The organism is Mesorhizobium sp. M1273, assembly GCF_040318195.1.
In the GTDB taxonomy this organism is placed as follows: domain Bacteria; phylum Pseudomonadota; class Alphaproteobacteria; order Rhizobiales; family Rhizobiaceae; genus Mesorhizobium.
Genome location: NZ_JAMYLV010000020.1, coordinates 1 through 19,182 on the forward strand (window position 1 = coordinate 1; position 19,182 = coordinate 19,182).

Annotated in this window: 18 protein-coding genes and 1 pseudogene; 9 read left to right on the forward strand and 10 right to left on the reverse strand. The window is 62.2% G+C overall.

The window, feature by feature from the left end; translation table 11 throughout:
- Both NKH30_RS20505 and NKH30_RS20510 read left to right on the forward strand, forming a co-directional pair.
- Nucleotides 1–374: hypothetical protein (locus tag NKH30_RS20505; protein ID WP_352996758.1), on the forward strand; the 374-nt coding region annotated here is incomplete at its 5' end.
- A 5-nt stretch (nucleotides 375–379) separates the two neighbouring features.
- On the forward strand, nucleotides 380–511 hold the full coding sequence (locus NKH30_RS20510) for a hypothetical protein (RefSeq protein WP_352981433.1): 132 nt from the start codon (nucleotides 380–382) through the stop codon (nucleotides 509–511).
- A 271-nt stretch (nucleotides 512–782) separates the two neighbouring features.
- On the opposite strand, the gene NKH30_RS20515 is transcribed toward NKH30_RS20510, so the two are convergent.
- Entirely contained in the window at nucleotides 783–1,697 is a 915-nt protein-coding gene (locus NKH30_RS20515) for an alpha/beta fold hydrolase (RefSeq protein ID WP_352996883.1), read from the reverse strand.
- 322 nt (nucleotides 1,698–2,019) lie between these two features.
- Here NKH30_RS20515 and NKH30_RS20520 point away from each other — a divergent pair.
- Nucleotides 2,020–2,272, forward strand: a pseudogene (locus NKH30_RS20520) (alpha/beta fold hydrolase); the annotation flags it as partial.
- A gap of 310 nt (nucleotides 2,273–2,582) precedes the next feature.
- On the opposite strand, the gene NKH30_RS20525 reads toward NKH30_RS20520, so the two are convergent.
- The 4 genes from NKH30_RS20525 to NKH30_RS20540 form a co-directional block, all read right to left on the reverse strand.
- Entirely contained in the window at nucleotides 2,583–3,182 is a 600-nt protein-coding gene (locus NKH30_RS20525) for a sulfotransferase family protein (RefSeq protein ID WP_352996760.1), read from the reverse strand.
- 253 nt (nucleotides 3,183–3,435) lie between these two features.
- The gene (locus NKH30_RS20530) at nucleotides 3,436–3,603 is read right to left on the reverse strand and encodes a hypothetical protein (protein WP_502911493.1); all 168 of its coding nucleotides are present in this window, start codon (nucleotides 3,601–3,603) and stop codon (nucleotides 3,436–3,438) included.
- Between the two features lie 765 nt (nucleotides 3,604–4,368).
- Nucleotides 4,369–5,619: an NAD(P)/FAD-dependent oxidoreductase gene (locus tag NKH30_RS20535; RefSeq protein WP_352996762.1), complete on the reverse strand. Its 1,251-nt coding sequence runs from the start codon at nucleotides 5,617–5,619 to the stop codon at nucleotides 4,369–4,371.
- Nucleotides 5,620–5,629: 10 nt separating this feature from the next.
- Nucleotides 5,630–7,018, reverse strand: a complete 1,389-nt coding sequence (locus tag NKH30_RS20540) for an aminotransferase-like domain-containing protein (protein ID WP_352979913.1) — start codon at nucleotides 7,016–7,018, stop codon at nucleotides 5,630–5,632.
- 314 nt (nucleotides 7,019–7,332) lie between these two features.
- Between NKH30_RS20540 and NKH30_RS20545 the strand changes: the two genes are divergently transcribed.
- From NKH30_RS20545 to NKH30_RS20560, 4 genes are read left to right on the forward strand one after another with little or no spacing between them, the layout of a single operon-like run.
- Nucleotides 7,333–8,499 carry an ABC transporter ATP-binding protein gene (locus NKH30_RS20545; RefSeq protein WP_502911495.1) on the forward strand — a complete coding sequence of 389 codons (1,167 nt, stop codon included), beginning with the start codon at nucleotides 7,333–7,335 and terminating at the stop codon, nucleotides 8,497–8,499.
- A gap of 5 nt (nucleotides 8,500–8,504) precedes the next feature.
- Nucleotides 8,505–9,554, forward strand: a complete 1,050-nt coding sequence (locus NKH30_RS20550; RefSeq protein ID WP_352996766.1) for an ABC transporter substrate-binding protein — start codon at nucleotides 8,505–8,507, stop codon at nucleotides 9,552–9,554.
- A 5-nt stretch (nucleotides 9,555–9,559) separates the two neighbouring features.
- Nucleotides 9,560–10,840: an ABC transporter permease gene (locus tag NKH30_RS20555; RefSeq protein WP_352996768.1), complete on the forward strand. Its 1,281-nt coding sequence runs from the start codon at nucleotides 9,560–9,562 to the stop codon at nucleotides 10,838–10,840.
- Between the two features lie 2 nt (nucleotides 10,841–10,842).
- Complete coding sequence (locus tag NKH30_RS20560) at nucleotides 10,843–11,667, forward strand: ABC transporter permease (protein ID WP_352996770.1); 825 nt, start codon at nucleotides 10,843–10,845, stop codon at nucleotides 11,665–11,667.
- Nucleotides 11,668–12,343: 676 nt separating this feature from the next.
- On the opposite strand, the gene NKH30_RS20565 is transcribed toward NKH30_RS20560, so the two are convergent.
- A complete protein-coding gene (locus tag NKH30_RS20565) occupies nucleotides 12,344–12,724 on the reverse strand; it encodes a helix-turn-helix domain-containing protein (protein WP_352542800.1) in 381 nt (126 codons plus the stop codon).
- A 41-nt stretch (nucleotides 12,725–12,765) separates the two neighbouring features.
- Here NKH30_RS20565 and NKH30_RS20570 point away from each other — a divergent pair, with 41 nt between their 5' ends.
- Nucleotides 12,766–13,200: a hypothetical protein gene (locus NKH30_RS20570; RefSeq protein ID WP_352996772.1), complete on the forward strand. Its 435-nt coding sequence runs from the start codon at nucleotides 12,766–12,768 to the stop codon at nucleotides 13,198–13,200.
- A gap of 130 nt (nucleotides 13,201–13,330) precedes the next feature.
- Here the strand turns inward: NKH30_RS20570 and NKH30_RS20575 are convergent, their stop codons facing one another.
- A complete protein-coding gene (locus tag NKH30_RS20575; RefSeq protein ID WP_352542802.1) occupies nucleotides 13,331–13,564 on the reverse strand; it encodes a DUF6429 family protein in 234 nt (77 codons plus the stop codon).
- A gap of 668 nt (nucleotides 13,565–14,232) precedes the next feature.
- Between NKH30_RS20575 and NKH30_RS20585 the strand changes: the two genes are divergently transcribed.
- On the forward strand, nucleotides 14,233–15,819 hold the full coding sequence (locus NKH30_RS20585; RefSeq protein WP_352749070.1) for an adenylate/guanylate cyclase domain-containing protein: 1,587 nt from the start codon (nucleotides 14,233–14,235) through the stop codon (nucleotides 15,817–15,819).
- 144 nt (nucleotides 15,820–15,963) lie between these two features.
- Here the strand turns inward: NKH30_RS20585 and NKH30_RS20590 are convergent, their stop codons facing one another.
- The 3 genes from NKH30_RS20590 to cysN form a co-directional block, all read right to left on the reverse strand.
- Nucleotides 15,964–16,209 (reverse strand): type II toxin-antitoxin system VapB family antitoxin, encoded by a 246-nt coding sequence (locus tag NKH30_RS20590; protein WP_352996774.1) that lies wholly within the window; start codon nucleotides 16,207–16,209, stop codon nucleotides 15,964–15,966.
- Between the two features lie 234 nt (nucleotides 16,210–16,443).
- Nucleotides 16,444–17,232 (reverse strand): 3'(2'),5'-bisphosphate nucleotidase CysQ, encoded by a 789-nt coding sequence (gene cysQ / locus NKH30_RS20595; protein WP_352922116.1) that lies wholly within the window; start codon nucleotides 17,230–17,232, stop codon nucleotides 16,444–16,446.
- Between the two features lie 10 nt (nucleotides 17,233–17,242).
- The gene (gene cysN / locus NKH30_RS20600; protein WP_352996776.1) at nucleotides 17,243–19,180 is read right to left on the reverse strand and encodes a sulfate adenylyltransferase subunit CysN; all 1,938 of its coding nucleotides are present in this window, start codon (nucleotides 19,178–19,180) and stop codon (nucleotides 17,243–17,245) included.
- Nucleotides 19,181–19,182 lie beyond the last annotated feature (2 nt).

Sequence of the window (19,182 nt, forward strand, 5' to 3'; positions counted from 1 at the left end):
GTGCTCGAAACACTGACTTTGCCCGAGGACAGCAAAACGGTCACGGGCTCTTCGAACGTGCCGACATCTCGTTCGCAGGTCATATGCTGGTCTCCTTTCGCAACCTCCCCAAGACTTTACGGGTGAACCATCCGTTCCGTTGCGTCACGTTTGTCCCGGTGGGCGAACATTCTGTGAGGATGGGAGCTCGTCCAGAGCGCGGGCTTGATCGCTCAGACTGGACTCGCCAACGCGTCGCGGTCCTCAAACAGCGAGAACCGTCCTTATCGTTACGGGCCACTTGCCGGCGCAGGCATCCGCAGACGGAAGTCAATACTCGTTTCTGGGGATGGAAATCTCGCGTGCAGATCGGCGAAGCTGGGCAAGAGGAGTGATCGTCATGACCGTTCTTGCCCATAGCATCGCCAGCGACCGCCACGGAACGTGGCGGGCCGTCTTCTCGCCTGAAGAGCTGCATCTCTATTTGGAGTTCATCGGCCAGGCGCCGGCACAAATCCCGTCGACTCGATGAGCCTCGACGGCTTCCTTGCACGGCGGCCAAAAGATGCTCTCCACCAGCGGGCGCGCTGTAGAGTTTCGCGATTTTCGCCACAGCGACGATATTGGACACCAGGGTCCGCCGATCCATCAGGGCAACGGACGCCATCTTGGATCGGCTAGTGGTCGATGCTCAGGACGACACAATTGCTCGGCGTCAGAAGATGTCCTGGCCAGCATGGGCCGGCTGGTCATTGTAGCTCTCCGTCGGGTTTGCGCGCCGGCCTTAGCGGGCAGCGGATAGGCTACTTGGCGAGGAAGTCCGTGATGAGCTTGACCGTGGCGTCCGGGTTTTCCTCCATGATCCAGTGACCGGAGCCCGGTACGATCCCAACAGTCACATGGGTCGCGACATAGCGTAGATCGTCTGCCTGGGCCGTGCCGAAAGACTTTTCAGCGCCAACGGCTAGCACCGGCATCGAGACTTTGCCGCCCTTCGCCAACAACTCCTTGTTGTCCGCCGCATCCTGGTTAAAGGCGGCGAATTGCTCGAAGGCGTCGTGCATGGCGTGAGGTCGCGCGTAAAGTACGGAGTAGTGCTTGCGCGTTGCTTCGTCGATGGCCTTCGGATTGGCTGACAACTCGTTCCAGAAACGGTCGAGATAGATACGCTCGCGCCCTGCTACCAGCCGCTCCATGTCGGGACCACGAAAGTTGAAATGCCACAGCAACGGCAAGCGGATGATGTTGTCCCAATCGCCGATGCCCGGCAGCGGCGCATCGATCACAACCCAGCGGGTGACTCGGTCGCGATACTGGGCGACGAATGCGTAACCCACCATGTTGCCGATATCGTGGGTGACGAGGTCGGCCTTCTCGATCTTCAGATGGTCGAGCATACCGGCAATGTCGACGGCCTGGTTTTTCTTTGTGTAACCGGTGTCGGGATGGGCGGACAGTCCCATGCCGCGCAGGTCTGGCACGATTACGGTGTGATCTTGCATCAACTTTGCCGCAACAGGCGCCCACATGTCGCCACTGTCGCCGAAGCCGTGTAGCAGCACGACGGCGGGGCCCTGTCCCCCGATGCGGACATTAAGGCTCGTGCCGTTGGTTTCGATCGATTGCGTCTTGAAGCCTGGCGGGAATGGGACGACCCGCGCCGTGGCCGGCAAGCTAGCGAGCAGCAGACCTAGCACTGCCATGATCATCCTACACATGTCGTCCTCCGTGAACGTTGTTGCACTGAGCCATGCCGACGTCGGCGTGTCGCTGCCGATCCGCTTCGATGAGGAGCATAAAGACTCGCAGACGGCCCTAATAGCTCGAATCGCCGTCGATTGAACGAAGAAGGCCTTTTGTTGTGTTGCGTGATTCAGAATTGGTAGCATCAGGGCATGTTGGGAAGACTGTATGTCGCCTCTGCCGATGAGGTGGCTCGTCCTCCTGTGGTGAGGATCGGCTCGGCCCGCCCCGAGCAACGCTCGGACGCGCACTGTAGGGCGAGCCACCTCATCGCAGAGGCGGACATATGGTCTTACCATGATGAGTAGCGCCAAGGCTCACTATGAAGCCATCAAGGCCTTCTCACTGAGGATCTGAAGAAGATCACCGTGCCCACGCTGGTCATGCATGACGACGATGACAGGTCGTGCTGATCGAGGATTCGGGCAGGCTGTCGGTCAAACTTCTTAAGAACGACACTCTGAAGGTCTATATGGGTTACCCGCACGGCATGCTGACGACGCACGCGGACGTCATCAACCACGACTTGCTGGCCTCCATCGAGGGCTGAACGTATCTTGGGGACGCGTTCGCGTTCGCAAAATGACGTGGCGGAATTTGGCCCGCCACGTCCATCTTTGCCGGCCGCAGGCGACGACCACTGACTGAACTGCCTTTCCGGCCATCTGCTTTAGCTGTGGCGTTGGCGTCGCTTTGCCCCGAGGTAGAGAAGTCGTGGATTGAGTGGCGGGCACAACCGGATCCGGCCGTGTCACTTTCGCCGTCGTGCCGGGTTCGAACCCGCACGGCACAGTGAACAATCGCATCGCGCCGCATTTCGGCCGTGGAGGGCGGCTTCGCCTTGCTTCAAGCAGACCCGTTTAGCGTGTCTCGGCCCGCCGCCGGAATTCCTCGGCGCTGTTCCGCATAGGATACGGCTGCTCCGGGATCGGGACGCCAAGATGGCGGCATAGCGGCTCCCATCCTTGCCCGAGTGCATGCACGAGCAGTCGGCCAGGCGGCACAGTGGTGAGTATGTCGTGCCGATGTGATTCGTAGACGGCTATCGCGTGAGCGCGATCGACGCGTCCTCCAAAGACCTTGCCGAAAACGAGGGTCTCCCCCAGAGAGTCCGGGTCGACCTGACCGCGGCGCGTCACCTGAAACGCGCTTTCGATACTTGTCCACCAGCTTTCGGACGAGCGGTCCGTGTGAACGATCCGTGCTTCCGGATACGCTTCGATCAATTCGCGCCAATAATAAGAGGAGGGCCAGTCCACGCAGGATGAGTAGCCCTCAAACAGACTCTCCCAGTCTGCCGACGCACCTTTGGCTAAGGCCCTCCAGCGCTGCTTCTGAATGGCGCTCCCATCGACTTCGAACATGTGATGGCAGGGTCCGAAGCCCAACAGGTTGAGCGCCTCTCGCATGGAGCCAGTTCCGGTGCGCCCGAAACCCGTTCCGATGACCTTGAGCGGCATGATAGCCCTCCACCGTGCCTGCGCCGAACCGGATCATTTATCTCCGCCAGCCGAGCACTATAACAGCTGTTTTTGCGAAAGTCCGTCTTGCGGCCACTGCCGGTCCTTCGTTGCGCGCCTCACTAGCTGACCTTCAGGCACTGGCGGAGTCTGGCCTTCGCGGGCCCCATGCGACTATTCTAAAACTTCTAAAATTGGCGACACGGCAAGTCACGGGCATCGCGTCCTACACCTTTATCGGAAGAGCATTTGATCATAGCTGTGGATACGGAATACGCCTCTGAACAGATTGGCGAATGTCGCCTGCATCGCGCTGGCAGATCACGCTGCCACACCGGGTATACAAGGTGGTAACGGCAGAGCCGCCGCCGGCCGGCGTGTTGGTGGTGGCCGTGCGCCGGCCAAACGCGTCATAGGTCATGCCCATCGCCCTGCCCAGACTCTCCGGGATAGACGATGCCGATCAGCCGAGGTAGCACGCCACAACTTGAGACGGTTTTGATCGAGATGATTGTCCAAGCGGCAGATTTTCCGGCGGCCAGCTTCGATACCGTAGCAGGCGACTGCGCCGATAAATCTGGAGGCCGAATACTCTTCAATGTTCGCGTGACAGCCATGTGGATGTTCAGCGAGTTGCCGCCATCGCGAGCAAATCTGACGAGGGGACGACTCCTTTGCTTTTGCTGTTGGATCGTACGGGGACGTCGATCAAGATCCATGAGGTGCCGGTTGAGGACTACCCGTTGGTAGTCTCCATCGCCCGTTGGGCCAATCAGCCCCTTCACTTGCAAGCCATCACCAGCGTCAATGTCGAGGTTACCCTGCTCCTGGACGCTGTCACGTCGGAAGCACGGCCGGATTAGCTGAATTGCGGACCCAGCCGATGTTAGCGGGGCCTACGCGTTATGATCGGGGTCCACTCCTCGTGCTGCTTTGTGCATTCCACATTGCCTTTCTACGCGACTTCCAAGCACAAAGCGTGAACATCGACCCAGAATGGCTCTGGTGTCCCACTCGCTTAGGCAGCCAAAACCTGACAATGCCGGTGCCGCTGCTGAGGTCGCGGTTGCGCCACCCTGGCAGATGGTCTGCTTTCCGCGTGCGAGCTGACCATTGCCAAGGCAGAAAATTCACTCTCCCACCTCCGAACCCAGGCGACGTTGTCTTTTCGCAGACCGCGTGGACTTCAGGCGCCGAACCTGTCCACCGCAAAGGGTGCTATGCGCGCTGGATCGCCGCGACCAATGATCAGCTGGGCAATCAGGCGCGCCGTGATCGGCGCCAGCGTCAGGCCGAGATGGCCGTGGCCTAAAGCGTGGATCACCCTCGAGCTGCCGCGCGACGGGCCGATGACCGGGCGGGAATCGGGCAGCGATGGCCGGAACCCCAGCCATTCGGATGAAGGCTGGCCGAGTTGTGGAAAGAACTGCCTGACACCGCGATCGAGCAGCGCCAGCCGGCGCGCATTTGGCGGCGCTGCAAGTCCGCCGAGCTCGACGGTTCCGGCGACACGCAGCCGGGCGGCCATCGGCGTCATGTAGAAGCCGAGATCAACCGGACAGACCGGACGATTGAGCAGAGGCGCTTCGGTCGGAAATTCGAGATGATAACCGCGTTCGGTCTCGAGCGGAATCCTGTCGCCGGCCTGTATGGCCAACGCCCGCGATTGCGCGCCCGCGGCGATAACCACCGTGTTCGCCTTGATGTTAAAGCCGGAACCGCTGAGCCTGACACCGTCCGCCTCAACCCGCAGTCCGGTTATCTCAGCCTGCGCCACCGAAACGCCGCGGTCGGCCGCGGCATCGAGCAGCCGCCGCATCACTGTCTCGGGATCGGTGACATTCATCGAGTCGGGGAAGTACAGACCGCTGGCCCCGGTCGCGGGCAGGCCAGGCTCCAGCGCGGCCACCGCTTCCGGCGTCAGAACCTCTTGATGGACGCCAAACCCGGCGCGCAGCGCCCTGCCCCCAGCGGCCTTGGCGAAATCGCTCTCGCGGCGATACAGGTAGAGACAGCCGTTGCGGCGCAGCAGGTCTGTCAGGTCAGCCTCCTCCACCATCTCTTCCCAGGCCGGCAGGGCCTCGGCCAGTAAACCGGCGAGCGCCAGCGCATTGGCGCGGGTGGCGGCGGGAAGCGATTGCCGCACGAATTGAACCAGCCATGGCGCAAGCTGCAACAGCGCCGGCCAGCGCAAGGAAAAAGGGCTGTCGGGATCGAGAAGCAGCTTTGGCAGCGCGCGCAGCAGAGCCGGATTGCCGACCGGCATGCAGGCATATTCGGCGATCGTTCCGGCATTGCCAAACGAGGCGCCGGAGCCCGGCTCATTGGGGTCGATGAGCAGGACTTCGCAACCCTCAGCTGCGAGCCGGAGTGCAGTTGCCAGTCCGACAACGCCGGCACCGACGATGGCGATTTCGACCGTTTCCGACGCTGCCATCTTTAAATTCCTAGACGAAACCAGGCAATTGAAGATGGCCGGCAGATAACAGTTCGGCCATCGAGTTCAGGGCCGTGCGCAGATCGTCGAGCGAGCGCGCAGCGCCTACATTGATACGCACGCCGTGCTGTACCGGCTCGCGCCCAACGGCGAAGGCATCACCCGGGAGCACGGCAACGCCACGTTCCAGGCAGGTGCGAGCGAAACCCGCGCCCCGCCACGGCTCCGGAAGGCGCAGCCAGGCGTGGGTCGAGGTTGGGTGGTTCTGGACATCGTAGCGGCCGAGGATTTCAGTGAGGATGGCCTGGCGTTGGCGCAGCTCCTGCTTCTGCGTTTCTATTATGCGCGCCGCCAGGCCCTCTTCTATCAGCCGCGCGCCGATCAGCGCCGTCAAGGGACTGATGCTCCAGCAGTTGATACGCAACGCCGCTGCGACCTGGCCGGCTATGGCGCGTGGCGCGATCACAAAACCGAGGCGCAGCCCTGGGGCAAGACATTTCGACATGGCGCCGATATGGATCGTCAGTTCGGGCTCGAGGCTGGCAAGCGACGGCAGCGGATTGTCTGCCAGGGGGCGGTAGACGTCATCTTCGATGATGAGGACGTTGTGGCGGCGGGCGACAGCTATCAGCTCGTGCCGGCGCTCTTCGGATAACGTGATGGTCGTCGGGTTGTGCAGGGTCGGCACCAGGAAGACCGCGCGTGGGCGGAGCTGCGCGCAGGCCACATCGAACGCGTCGGCCCGCATGCCGCCACGGTCCATCGCGACGCCTCTGAGGTCGAGCCCATGCACCCGGCACAGTGCGTTGATGCCCTGATAGGTCACTTCGTCGGCGAGCACGACCTCGCCCTGCCTGGTCACCGCGCCAAGCACGCAATCCAGCCCATGCTGGGCGCCCGCCGCCAGCACCACGCGGCCGGGATCGCCTTCCCCCGCCACCGGTCGCATCCACTCGGCGATTGCCATCCTCGCCCAAAGCGGCCCCTCGGGCGGATGATAGTCCTGAAGCGTGGCATAGTGCCGGTCCTTCGACAGGCGCGGCAGCAGCAACCCAAGCGCATCGAGATAGGCCGAGGTCGCAGGTCTGTTGACGGAAAGATCGATGACGCCGGTGTCGTCGCTCGGCGCTGACACGAAACCTGGCCTTTCGCCGCCATTGCGGGCCGCGACCGTTGTGCCGCGTCCGGGCCGCGCTTCGAGCAGGCCGCGCTGCTGCAGCGTCGACAGTGCGCGCGTCACCGTGGTGACATTGATGCCCAGCGCGCGGGCAATCTCGCGCTGCGGCGGCAGCCGGTCTCCAACTGCAAGTGTGCCGGCCGTGATCCGTTCCGCAATAGCGTCCGCAAGACGCCGATAGACCGGGCCTTCATCCGAGGCGAGTTGCAGGTCCTGAAGCATGCGGATTGGCGGTTTCGGTGTGTTGACGCTCTGGCTATCGGCGCATCTAGCATAAGACAATGCTCCAGACAATAGCACTTGTCCGGCAGGTATTTTTAAATCCGGCCCGAACAATCTCACACAATCCCGAAGAAAGCCGCTTGACGGCCAAACTTGTCTGCATCTATGGTTCTTTTGCGATCGATTGTGTGAGCATACAAGTTTGGTTTGCCGCCATTGTGCGGCAGCGTCATGCGAGACCCATACATGCACGGTAAACGCCACCTCGTTTCGACATGCAGCTTCTGCCGCAGATCGACGGACTTGCGTCCGTGATGGCCGAAGCGATAGCCCTGTCGCGTGACAGCGCCGGTCCTGCACGGGCAGCCGATGCCGGCAGCCAAGGATTTGTCGAATTCATCGATGTCGCGAAATCCTATGACGGCCGCACGTTCGCGGTATCGCGGCTGAACCTCGGCGTTGCGCGCGGCGAGTTCCTCACCCTTCTTGGACCCTCCGGTTCGGGCAAGACGACGACGCTCAACATGCTTGCAGGGTTCGAACGGCCGACCAGCGGCGTCATTGCGCTTGAAGGCCGGTCGGTCGACAGGCTGCCGCCCTACGAGCGCAACATCGGCATGGTGTTCCAGAACTACGCGCTGTTTCCGCACATGAGCGTCGAGGAGAACGTCGCCTTCCCGCTCTCCGTCCGCAAGATTACCAGGACGGAAGTCGCAGCCCGCGTCGGCCGCGCGCTCGACATGGTGCGGCTGCGGCAGTTCGGCGACCGGCGGCCGGCACAGCTTTCCGGCGGCCAGCAGCAGCGCGTCGCGCTTGCCCGCTCGCTGGTGTTCGAGCCGAGCCTGGTGCTGATGGACGAGCCGCTCGGTGCGCTCGACAAGAAGCTGCGCGAGCACATGCAGCTCGAGATCAAGCAACTTCACACGATGCTCGGTGTCACCATAGTCTATGTGACGCACGACCAGAGCGAGGCGCTGACCATGTCGGACCGCGTCGCCGTTTTTAACAATGGCGGGATTGCCCAGCTCGGTTCGCCGGATGATCTCTACAACGCGCCGCAAACTTCGTTCGTCGCGAGCTTCATCGGCGAGAACAACACCCTGCTCGGCAAGGTCGAGCGCGTCTCTGGCAAGGAGTGCCGCGTCGCGCTGGACGGCGGCGGTTCGGTAACAGCGCTCGCCATCGGTGTTGCGGAGGGCGATGCCTGCCATGTCGCTATCCGCCCGGAGCGGCTGAAGCTTGCGCCCGCCTCGAACGGAGCAAATGGGCTGGCCGCCACGGTTGAAGGCCGCATCTATCTCGGCGACCACCAGCGTCTTTTGGCCCGGCTGGAAAACGGACAGGTGCTGACCGTCAAGGTCGGCCCCGAAATGACCATGGGCAACGGGGGACCGGTCACGGTTTCCTGCGCGCCCAACGACTGCCGTGCCTTTCCGGCAGATGCCGCAACGGACGGTTCCATCTCGAAAACAGGGGAATAACAACAATGAAAATTACAAGAGCCCGGCTGTTCGCCTTTGCGGCAGCCACAGCATTCATCACCTCAGGACATGTCGCCTTCGCCGACGAGCTTTCGATCATGGCCAGCGGCGGCGCCTGGCAGGATGCCCAGCGCAAGGCATGGTTCGAGCCGTTCAGCAAGGAGACCGGTGCCAGGATCGTCGAGCAGGAATATCTCGGCGATCTCGGCAAGGTCAAAGCCATGGTCGACACCGGCAACGTGCCGATCGACCTGGTGACGGTCGAGACCGCGACCGTCCTGCAAGGTTGCGACGCCGGCATTCTCGAGCGCCTCGACTATTCCAAGATCGCGCCGCGCGAAAAATTCCTCGAAGGCTCCGCGCTCGACTGCGGCGTCGGCCTCGACGCCTATGGCGACGTGCTCGCCTATGATCCCAACGTGCTGAAAGAGGCGCCGACCTCGGTGCTCGACATCTTCGACACGACCAAGTTTCCCGGTAAGCGCGCGATGCGCAAGTTCCCGGCGCAGAATTTGGAATGGGCGCTGATGGCCGATGGCGTCGCGCCGGCCGATGTCTACAATGTGCTGGCCACGCCGGAAGGCGTCGACCGCGCCTTCAAGAAGCTCGACACCATCAAGAAAGACATCGTCTGGTGGGATGCCGGCGCACAGCCGCCGCAGCTCCTTGCATCCAAGGAAGTGGTGATGACCACCGCCTGGAACGGCCGTATCCAGAACGCCATCGACAAGGATGGGGCGCCGTTCAAGATCGTCTGGAACAACCAAATCCTCGAATACGACATGATCGCCATTCCGAAGGGGGCCAAGAGTCCGGACCTGGCCTACAAGTACCTTGCTTATATCAGCCAGCCGGAAATCAACGCCAAGCTGGCCAGCTACATCACCTACGGGCCGGTGCGCACCGATGCAGCGTCCTTTGTCGCGCCGGACGCCTTACCCAAATTGCCGAATGCGCCCGACCATATGAGCGCTTACCTGGTCGCCGACACCGAATTCTGGGGCGATTACGGCGAGGATTTGGTCAAGCGCTTCAACGCCTGGCTCGCGCAGTAGGAAAAATGACTGCGCTTGAGCCCACGAAGCTGGAACGGCCGCGCCTCGCGCGCGACCGGTCGGCCGCCGGCGCCAAGGCGGCGAAATCGGTCACGGCAAAACTTCGGCGCGCCGAGTTCGGCGATCGGCTGCGGTCACTGGCGCTGGCGGCGCCTTTGCTTGTGCTCCTGGCGCTGAGCTTCGGCATCCCGATCGTCATGCTGCTATCGCGCGCCGTCTATGACCCGACGATTGCCGACGCCCTGCCGCAGACCAGCCAGGCGCTGCGCGGCTGGAACGGCGCGGGACTGCCAGGAGATGCCGCCTTCCTGGCCCTTGCCGCCGACCTCAGGGACAATCAGGCCATGGGCACGGCATATGAACTCGCCAAAAGCCTGAACGCCCGCCTGCCCGGTGCGCGCAGCCAGGTGCTCAAGACGGTACGCCAACTTGAGGCTGCCGACAGGCCGCCGCTGGAGGTGATGAAAGCCGTGCCGTTCTGGTCGGCGCCCGACACGTGGCCGGTCATCGAGAGCGGCACCCATAGCGTGACGTCGTTCTACCTGCTGAGCGCGCTCGATCTGCGCTGGAACGCCGATGGAGGCATTGAAAGAGTGCCGCCGCAACAGGCGATCTTCCTGCAGGTGTTCATGCGCACATTCTTCGTCGCCGCGGCGGTGACGCTGGCCACGCTGATACTGGGTTTCCCCCTCGCCTATCTCATCGCCTCGGTACCCAAGGGCCTCGCCGCCATCCTCATCGTCGCGGTGCTGCTGCCATTCTGGACGTCGATCCTGGTGCGAACCGCGGCCTGGACCGTGCTCCTGCAGAAATTCGGCCTGGTCAACGACCTGCTTTTGTGGCTCGGCATTGCCGACGATCGGCTTGACCTGATGTACAGCCGCATCGGACTGATCATCGCCATGACCCATATCCAGCTGCCGTTCACGCTGCTGCCGATCTATAGCGTTATGCGCACGATCCCGGCCTCGCAGATGAAAGCCGCCTATTCGCTCGGCGCAAAACCCTTCACCGCGTTCCGCCGCGTTTATCTTCCACAGGTTTTTCCGGGCGTCATGGCCGGTTGCCTGCTCACCTTCATTCTGTGCCTCGGCTACTACATCACGCCGGCGCTCATCGGCGGTGCAAGCGACCAGCTGATCAGCAATTTCATCGCCAACTATGTCAATGTCGAGCTGAACTGGGAGATGGCGGCAGCACTGAGCTTCATCCTGCTCGTCTTCACCCTGGCGCTGTTCGGCATCTTCGCCCGCATCCTCGGCCTCGACCGTCTCAAGCTGGTGTAGCCATGCTGCTGTCTCCCTATCCGACGACAGGCGAAAGAATCCGCATCATCCTGCTGTGGCTATGGTGCGGCATGGTGATCCTGTTCCTGCTCGTGCCGATCCTCGTTCCCGTCCCCTTGTCGTTCAACAGCGGCGCCTTCTTCATCTTTCCGCTGGAGGGAATTTCGACGCGCTGGTACGCGGTCGTGCTTGGCACCCAACGCTGGCAATCGGCGATCGGCAACAGCCTGATCGTTGCGTTCGGGACGACGCTGATCGCGACGATACTCGGCACGTTGACAGCGATTGCGCTTTCCGACGAAAAGTTTCCCGGCCGCCGCATCGTCATGCCGCTGCTGCTGTCGCCGCTGATCGTGCCGGTGGTGATCACCGCCGTCGGCTCTTATCTGTTCTATGCCCGCGTCGGCCTGGCCAGCACCTATGCCGGCATCATCCTGGCGCACACCGCGCTCGCCAGTCCCTTCGTCGTCGTCACGGTGGTAGCGAGCCTCACCGGCTTCGACCGCAATCTGATGCGCGCTGCCGCCATCTCCGGAGCAAAGCCCGTCACATCGTTCTTCAGGGTGATGCTGCCGCTGATCCTGCCCGGCGTGCTGTCAGGCGCCGCTTTCGCCTTCGTTACCTCGTTCGACGAGGTCGTCGTGGTACAGTTCCTGGCCAGCGCCAACCAACGCACCATGCCGCTCGAAATGTTCATCGGCTTGCGCGAGAAGCTCTCCCCGGCAATCACCGCCGCCGCGACCCTGATGATGGCGCTGTCTATAGTGCTCCTGGTCGTGGCCAACCTTCTGGTACGGCGTAGCCAGCGGCCAAGCGCGAGCGAGTAACTCGTGGCCTTGCCGCTCCAATGTTCCCGCAGTTTATGGTAGTGTTCCCAGGTCCCTGGTCGGCGATCGTCGGAAGAGACGGGATGGGCACGACGCGGTCATTGAAAGGTCCGTTCGGGATCTTCGCCTTTGGATCAGTTGAGACTTCAATCCCACCTGCTTGAATGTCTGCCATCGCTTTTAGGATGCCAGAAGCTGCAAGTGCGCTCCCGGCCGCCACGACAGCGGCTGAATTGCCGGACCATCTTGGCCGCGGATAGCGCTTGCCGATGTTCTCTCCAAGTCGCAGAAGATGCAGTCGCTAACGCAAGGTGCGACAACACGAAGGCGACTGACGCGTTGGGTGATGGCGCCGTTGGCGGCAGGACAGCGAATGGATTGAGCCCGGTCCGGTCGCCGGTGCGCGGTACGCTGCACCTCTGCGTCAACGACCCAAATGGCGCCGTCTCTCGCGTCGCAGATGGTCCTGTATCGCGACGACGGGCGACCGCCCAAGAGCGATCGGCGAGCCCGCGCCGGCGCCTCGGACACACTGTCGAGCCCTAAATCCCCATAGCCCCGCCCGCCATCCCGCGGTTCAGTTCAATCAGGCTTCAATGTAGTCGCGACCCGTGGGTGCCTGCCCAATCGCGCCCGCGACTACACAGAACCCCCAGATTCATTATGCACCTCCTTTTCAAATGGCGGAAAACAGCGATTCCTGGTTATCGTCGTGGATGCGACCCGGAGTATTGCGCGCCAGTTCGGCCTTGATCCGTTCGTCTTCGAGGTCGCTGGCGCGGATCTGGTAGCGCGCGCCGCGCATGACCTGCTCGGCGGGTAAGAGGCCATCCCTGATGAACCGGCGGATTTTGACGTGCGACACGCCGAGCTTCGCGGCCGCATCCGACATAGTGATCCACTCGCCATTCTTGTCGGACGAGCGATAGCCGCTGATCTTGTGCACCGTGCGCAGCGATTGGACGCGTCGCGCGGTCCAGGTCTTTCCCTGACCGGTCTGCATGCCCATGCGGTTGAGTGTGGCAGCGATTTCGGCATCCGACCACCGGGTTGCCATGATCGCATGATCGCCAGAGCCTCCTCAGGCGTACGCTGGCCATGCTCTCCGGATTTGGGCTTGCGAACCCGTACCTGCGAGTGCTGGCCTCCATGGCAGTGGATGGTCAAGATCACGTCGCGCGCATCGTCATCGACATCCGCCACGATGTCCTTGATGAGCGCGCGCAGCAGTTGCTGACGACAGCGCATGTCGACACCCGGCGCATTCCAGGTGGCCTTGAGATCCTGGGCGAGGCCCGTGAAGTCCGGAACCGCGTCGACAGGCTCCGCACGCTGGACTTCGCTCAGCCGGGCCTCGCAGGTCTCCACGCGCCTGAGCGTGGCTTCCAACTCCTCTCGAGCTGGCCCGCAATAAGCCGGTTCTCCGGGTCGCAGGCCGCTTCGCCGGCAGAAAGCATCTTGCGGATGGTGGACCTCGCGACAATGCCGTTGATTGAGGGCCGCGGCTGCGGTGTTCTCTGCCACTGCCTTTAACAGACTGGATGCGCCCGTTCGAATACCAATTTATCCGCCACGGCGAGAGCACTGGCCGTCCCGCCTGCGGTCAGCGCGAAATTCAGCCATGTGCGCTATCAGCTCGCAGGCACCCGTCCCGCAATCTGGCTCAGGGCGCCGGGCGGGTGAACAGTGTTCGGAATAGCTCCTCAGCACGCCGCAGTCCTTCATCTGTCAGAACCACCGACTTCGCCTTGTTTGCCGGATTTGCGATCAGCCCCTTCTCGTGCAAGCGATCCAGAGCATTCCAATCCAACCCCTTCCAGGCGCGCCTCTCTTCATGCAGCGTCAGCCAAAGCAGGCCCAGAACGGCTTCGTCGATCTTGTCGGCGTCGATCTCCATGCAAGCAGTCTAACACGCGAAAAGGCCGCTGCCACGATCCACACCGGATGGTTATTCCCTGCCGCGAGCGTTCGCCTGAGAACAAGTGCCTCACTCAGGCGTCGCGTCCGCGACGGCGTCATTGGGGGCCGACGAGCCGGGAACGGGATTGGAGTTCATCATGATGCCTAAGCGGCCGTGGCAGCGTTGCCGCTGGCAATGAAATGCAAATTGGCGAAATCCTCGTCTTCGCTCAGGTTGCGCTTACCGCAGGCGAGCGGCGCACTATCCAGGTCCGCGTCATGCTGCCGGCAACGCGCGCCGCCCCGCCGCGGTGGCCCATTCCATTGTCGACCGACGCGCGGATACGTTTTGCGGGACGCTTTCTTTTCCGACCCGCTGTCCGACTGCAAGTCTCAACCTTGTCAGAGGTGATTTTTGACTCCTGAGCGGTTATCGCGGAGCGCATTCCGGGCCACAAGCGAGTTTGCGACATCCCCTTCACTGATTCATTGCCCGTCCGGCGCCAGAATGCGAAATCCGCTGTGAGCGGTCGGGGCTTCGCAACAACCGCTCAAGGTCGGTCCGACGTTGCAGGGCTGACGTGTTTTCATCGAGCCAAGACTGACTCTGGTGCCGTGCCGGGAATGAGCTATAGTTCACATACTAAGACGGCGGGCGCCTGCACGATGGCTGGACTGGGTGAACAGATTGCGCGTCAGCAGCGCACTATGGGACCGCTCCTGGTGGCGGCAGTGGTCATCGGCCTTATCGGTCTGCCCGTCGCAGCCTGGCTCGACCTCCGAGACCTATCGGAACGGATGCTGCGCAGGCAAGCCAGCGAAATCAGCCGCATCATCGACGAAATGCGCGGATTTTACGGCAGCGACGTCGTGGGACGCGTGCTGCAAGCTAACGGCGCCGTAACTGCGACGCACAACTACCGGGACGTGCCAGGCGCGATCCCCATTCCAGCAACCCTCTCGATCGAACTGGGCAAGCGCATCAGCGCTCACGACGGCTCGGTCAAATATCGGTTCGTCTCGGATCTGCCTTTCAAAGGTCGCGCGCCCCATCAGCTCGATGCGTTCGAGCGGAATGCAATCTTGGCTTTGCGCGCCAACCCGAAGGAGCCGATCATCGAGGTCTCGGGTTCACTGTTTGACCGGCAGGTCCGCGCCGCGGCCCCTGTCATAATGGGACAAGTGTGCGTGACCTGCCATAACTCACACCCGGACAGCCCCAAGACGGACTGGAAGGTAGGGGATGTCCGAGGGATCCAGGAGATATCAGTCAATCAGCCCATCGCTGCGAACGTGCTGACCTTCAAGTATCTGCTCCTATATTTCGGTTTCGCGGCCGCGGCGGGCCTGACGTTCATTCTCCTGCAGCGTCGGCAGTCCGCGTTGATTCAGGGCATAAACAAGGAGCTTTCGGAGGCAAACGACTTCCTGGCCGCGATTTCATTGAAGATCGCCAAATACCTTTCGCCTCAAATCTACAAAAGCATCTTCAGCGGCCAGAAGGACGTCACCATCGCGACCGAGCGCAAGAAGCTCACGATCTTTTTCTCCGACGTCAAGGATTTCACCGCGATCGTGGAACGGCTCCAGCCCGAGGATCTGACGCTTCTCCTCAACGAGTACTTTACCGAGATGTCGACGATCGCGCTCAAACACGGCGGCACCGTCGACAAGTTCATCGGCGATGCGCTTCTTGTGTTCTTCGGAGACCCCGAGACGCAAGGCGTCGAGGAAGACGCGAGAGCCTGCTTGCGCATGGCTGTCGACATGCAGCGTCGGCTGGAGCAGTTGAACAGGGTGTGGCATGACCGCGGAGTTGAACGGCCCTTCCGAGCTCGCATGGGCATCAACACGGGCTATTGCAATGTTGGGAACTTCGGTTCCGATGATCGGATGGACTACACGATCATTGGAGCCGAGGCGAACTTGGCGGCCCGGCTGCAGTCGATTGCCGAGCCCGGCGGCATCTGCCTCAGCTATGAGACTTACGCGCTCGTGCGCGACCTTGTCCGGGCGCGTCCGTTAGCACCCATTGCCATGAAGGGGATCAGCCGGGAGGTTGTCCCCTACGAAGTCGAGGGCCTCCTGGGTGAACTCGCCCAGCGCCCTCAGGTCATCAGCGAGCATGCGACTGGTCTCGACTTGTTCCTCGATGTTGAGGCAATCGACGAGAACGGGGTGGAGCGGGCGAAGAAACGACTTTCGGAGGCGCTCCTGGCCTTAACCATCCGAAGCAAGCCCGCCGCACTTTAGGTTCTTGAACGTGATCAATCTGGACCGTGGCCAGCCAAGTAAAGTCCGGTTCAACACCGTTCAGGCGCGCCGGGTCCCGGCCAGGAGTTCGCGCATCATCCTCGTTGGTCATCAGCGCCGTCAGGGCCGAGGCGTCGGTGAACATCAGTCATTCTCGTACAGGCTGTCGCGAAACGCCTTGTCGGCGGGCCTGCCGCGATCAGGCTTGCCCCGGGCTCGCAGATCACGGCAGAACCTGACGCCGATCTCTACCAGGGACGGTCTAGCCTGTTCGCGCTCAAGCTCATGCTTGAGCGCGGCATGGACGGCCTCTGTCAGACCAGTCCTCTTAACTGCGGCGAGCCGGCGGGCCAGTGCGTCGGTCTCGGGATTTTTGATGTGGAACGCCATCACTCGCTCGTATAGCCGTTCAAGTCTATCGGTATACAGCAATTTGGATACACCCGTGTGAAGGCCCCGCAGCATCGACCGCACACGAAGCGAATCGGCCACGCCGACCCAACTGTCGGCTGGATGGGATCGTACCGCTGTGTTTACAGATCTCGAGCAGTATCTGAGGTCGCTTGCATAAGTCACGTGCAACACCCGCACTTTCGTACGGGTCTGGAACTGCGCAATCACCGTCTAGCCAAATCCAGCAGCCTTGCCGCTTGCGATAAAATGCGGGTTGGCGAAATCCTCGTCGTCACTCTGGTTGCGCTTGCCGTAGGCGAGCGGCTCACCATCCAGGGTGCGCGTCATGCCGCCGGCGGCGCGTAGCACCGCGTCACCCGCGGCCGTATCCCACTCCATGGTGCGGCCGAAGCGCGGATAGACGTCTGCCTCGGCGCCGGCGACAAGGCAGAATTTCAGCGACGAGCCGACCGAGACGATCTCGGCAGCGCCCAGCGCGCGGATATAGGCGTCGGTTTCCGGCGTGTTGTGGGAGCGGCTGGCAACGACGGTCAGCGGCACCATACCGGCCCTTGCCGAAATCGGCTGGCGATCGACGATCTCGTAGTCGTCATTGATCTCGATCGTTTCCGCTTTGCCCGGCCGGCCGGAAAAGAAGCGGCCGGTGCAAGGCGCGAAGACAACGCCGATCTCAGGCACGCCATGGCGAACCAGCGCGATGTTGACAGTGAAATCGGTCCGCCGGTTGACGAACTCCTTGGTGCCGTCGAGCGGATCGATCAGGAAAAAGGCGTCGCCGAGATCCGGCGCCATGATTCCGGTGGAGGCTTCCTCCTCTGCCACGCATGGAATCTCTGGAAATGCGGCGCGCAGCCCGGCAAGGATGATCTTTTCGCTCTCGCGGTCCGCCTCCGTCACCGGCGAACTGTCCGACTTGCTGTCGACCGCACAGCCGGCACGAAAGACGCGCATCACCTCGCGCCCTGCCGCCAAGGCAAGGTGCTCGAAGACGGCGAGCATCGCTTCCTCGTCAGATACCGCCGCCGCTGTCATATTGGTCTTCGGCAATGTCCCGCTCGTTCAGCCAGTGTTCCAGGGCGTCCACCATCTCCTCGGCCGATCTGCCGAGTGTCTTGAGATGAATTTCGGGCTTTTCCGGCACCTCATACGGTGAATCGACGCCGGTGAAATTCTTGATCTCGCCGTTCAACGCCCGCGCATAGAGACCCTTCGGATCGCGCCTGGCGCATTCCTCGAAGGGGGTATCGACAAACACCTCGACGAATTCGCCGTCGGCCATCAATTCGCGCGCCATGCGCCGCTCGGCGCTGAACGGCGAGATGAATGACACGACGACGATCAGCCCGGCGTCGGCCATCAGGCGTGCCACTTCGGCGACGCGGCGAATGTTTTCGACACGATCGGCGTCGGTGAAGCCGAGATCGCGGTTGAGGCCGTGACGGACGTTGTCGCCATCCAGAATGTAGGTATGGCGCCCGGTGGCGAACAGCTTCTTTTCGAACAGATTGGCGATGGTCGACTTGCCCGAGCCGGAAAGCCCGGTGAACCAGAACACGGCCGGCCGCTGGTTCTTCATATCGGCGCGGGCGCGCTTGCCGACATCGAGCGACTGCCAGTGGATGTTTTCAGCGCGGCGCAGCGAATGCAGGATCATGCCGGCACCGACCGTGGCGTTGGTGATGCGGTCGATCAGGATGAAGGCGCCGGTGGTGCGGTTTTCGGCAAACGGATCGAAGGCGATCGGCGACCGCGTCGAGATATTGCAGATGCCGACTTCGTTCATTTCAAGCGACTTGGCCGCCTCATGGGCAAAGTCGTTGACGTTGACCCGGTATTTCAGGTCGGTGACGGTGGCGCTGGTCTGGTCGGTCTCGGTGCGCAGGATGTAGGAGCGGCCAGGCAGCAGCGCATGTTCGTCGAACCAGACGATGTTGGCGGCGAACTGGTCGGCGACCTGCGGCCGTGCTGCCGGCGACACCAGCATATTGCCGCGCGAGACTTCCACCTCGTCGTCGAGGACAAGAGTGATGGCCTGGCCGGCGATAGCCTGCTGAAGGTCGCCGCCATGCGAAACGATGCGCCTGACACGGGAGGATTTGCCGGATTTGGCGACGACCACCTCGTCGCCCGGCGCAACCGCGCCGGAGGCGATAGTGCCGGCGAAACCGCGGAAATCGAGGTTGGGACGGTTCACATATTGGACCGGAAACCGGAACGGCAATTCGAGCGCGGCCTCGTCGACCGAGACTGTCTCGAGATGTTCGATCAGCGTCGGGCCGGAATACCAGTCCGTCCTGTCGGAACGGCCGGTAACGTTGTCGCCATAGCGGGCCGACATAGGGATGGGCATGATCATCTGGAAGCCGAGCTCACGTGAGAACTGTGCGTAATCCGCGACGATCCGTTCAAAAACCGCCTCGTCGAAGCCGACAAGATCGATCTTGTTGACGGCGAGCACAATGTGGCGGATGCCAAGCAGCGAGGCAATGATCGAATGCCGCCTGGTCTGACGCAGCACGCCCTGGCGGGCATCGATCAGCACGATGGCGAGATCCGCCGTCGATGCACCCGTCGCCATGTTACGCGTGTACTGTTCGTGGCCGGGCGTGTCGGCGACGATGAACTTGCGCTTTGGCGTGGCGAAGAAGCGATAGGCGACGTCGATGGTAATGCCTTGCTCGCGCTCGGCCTCGAGGCCGTCGACCAGCAGCGCGAAGTCGACGTCGTCGCCGGTGGTGCCGTGCTTGCGCGAATCGCGCTCGAGCGTGGCCAGCTGGTCCTCGAAAATCTGCTTGGTGTCGGAAAGCAGGCGCCCGATCAGCGTCGACTTGCCGTCGTCGACCGAGCCGCAGGTCAGGAAGCGCAGCAGCGACTTTCGTTCCTGCGCCGCCAGATAGTCGCGGACGCCGTCGGTCGGGGCGAGGCTCTTGGCCATGATGTGGCGCATAC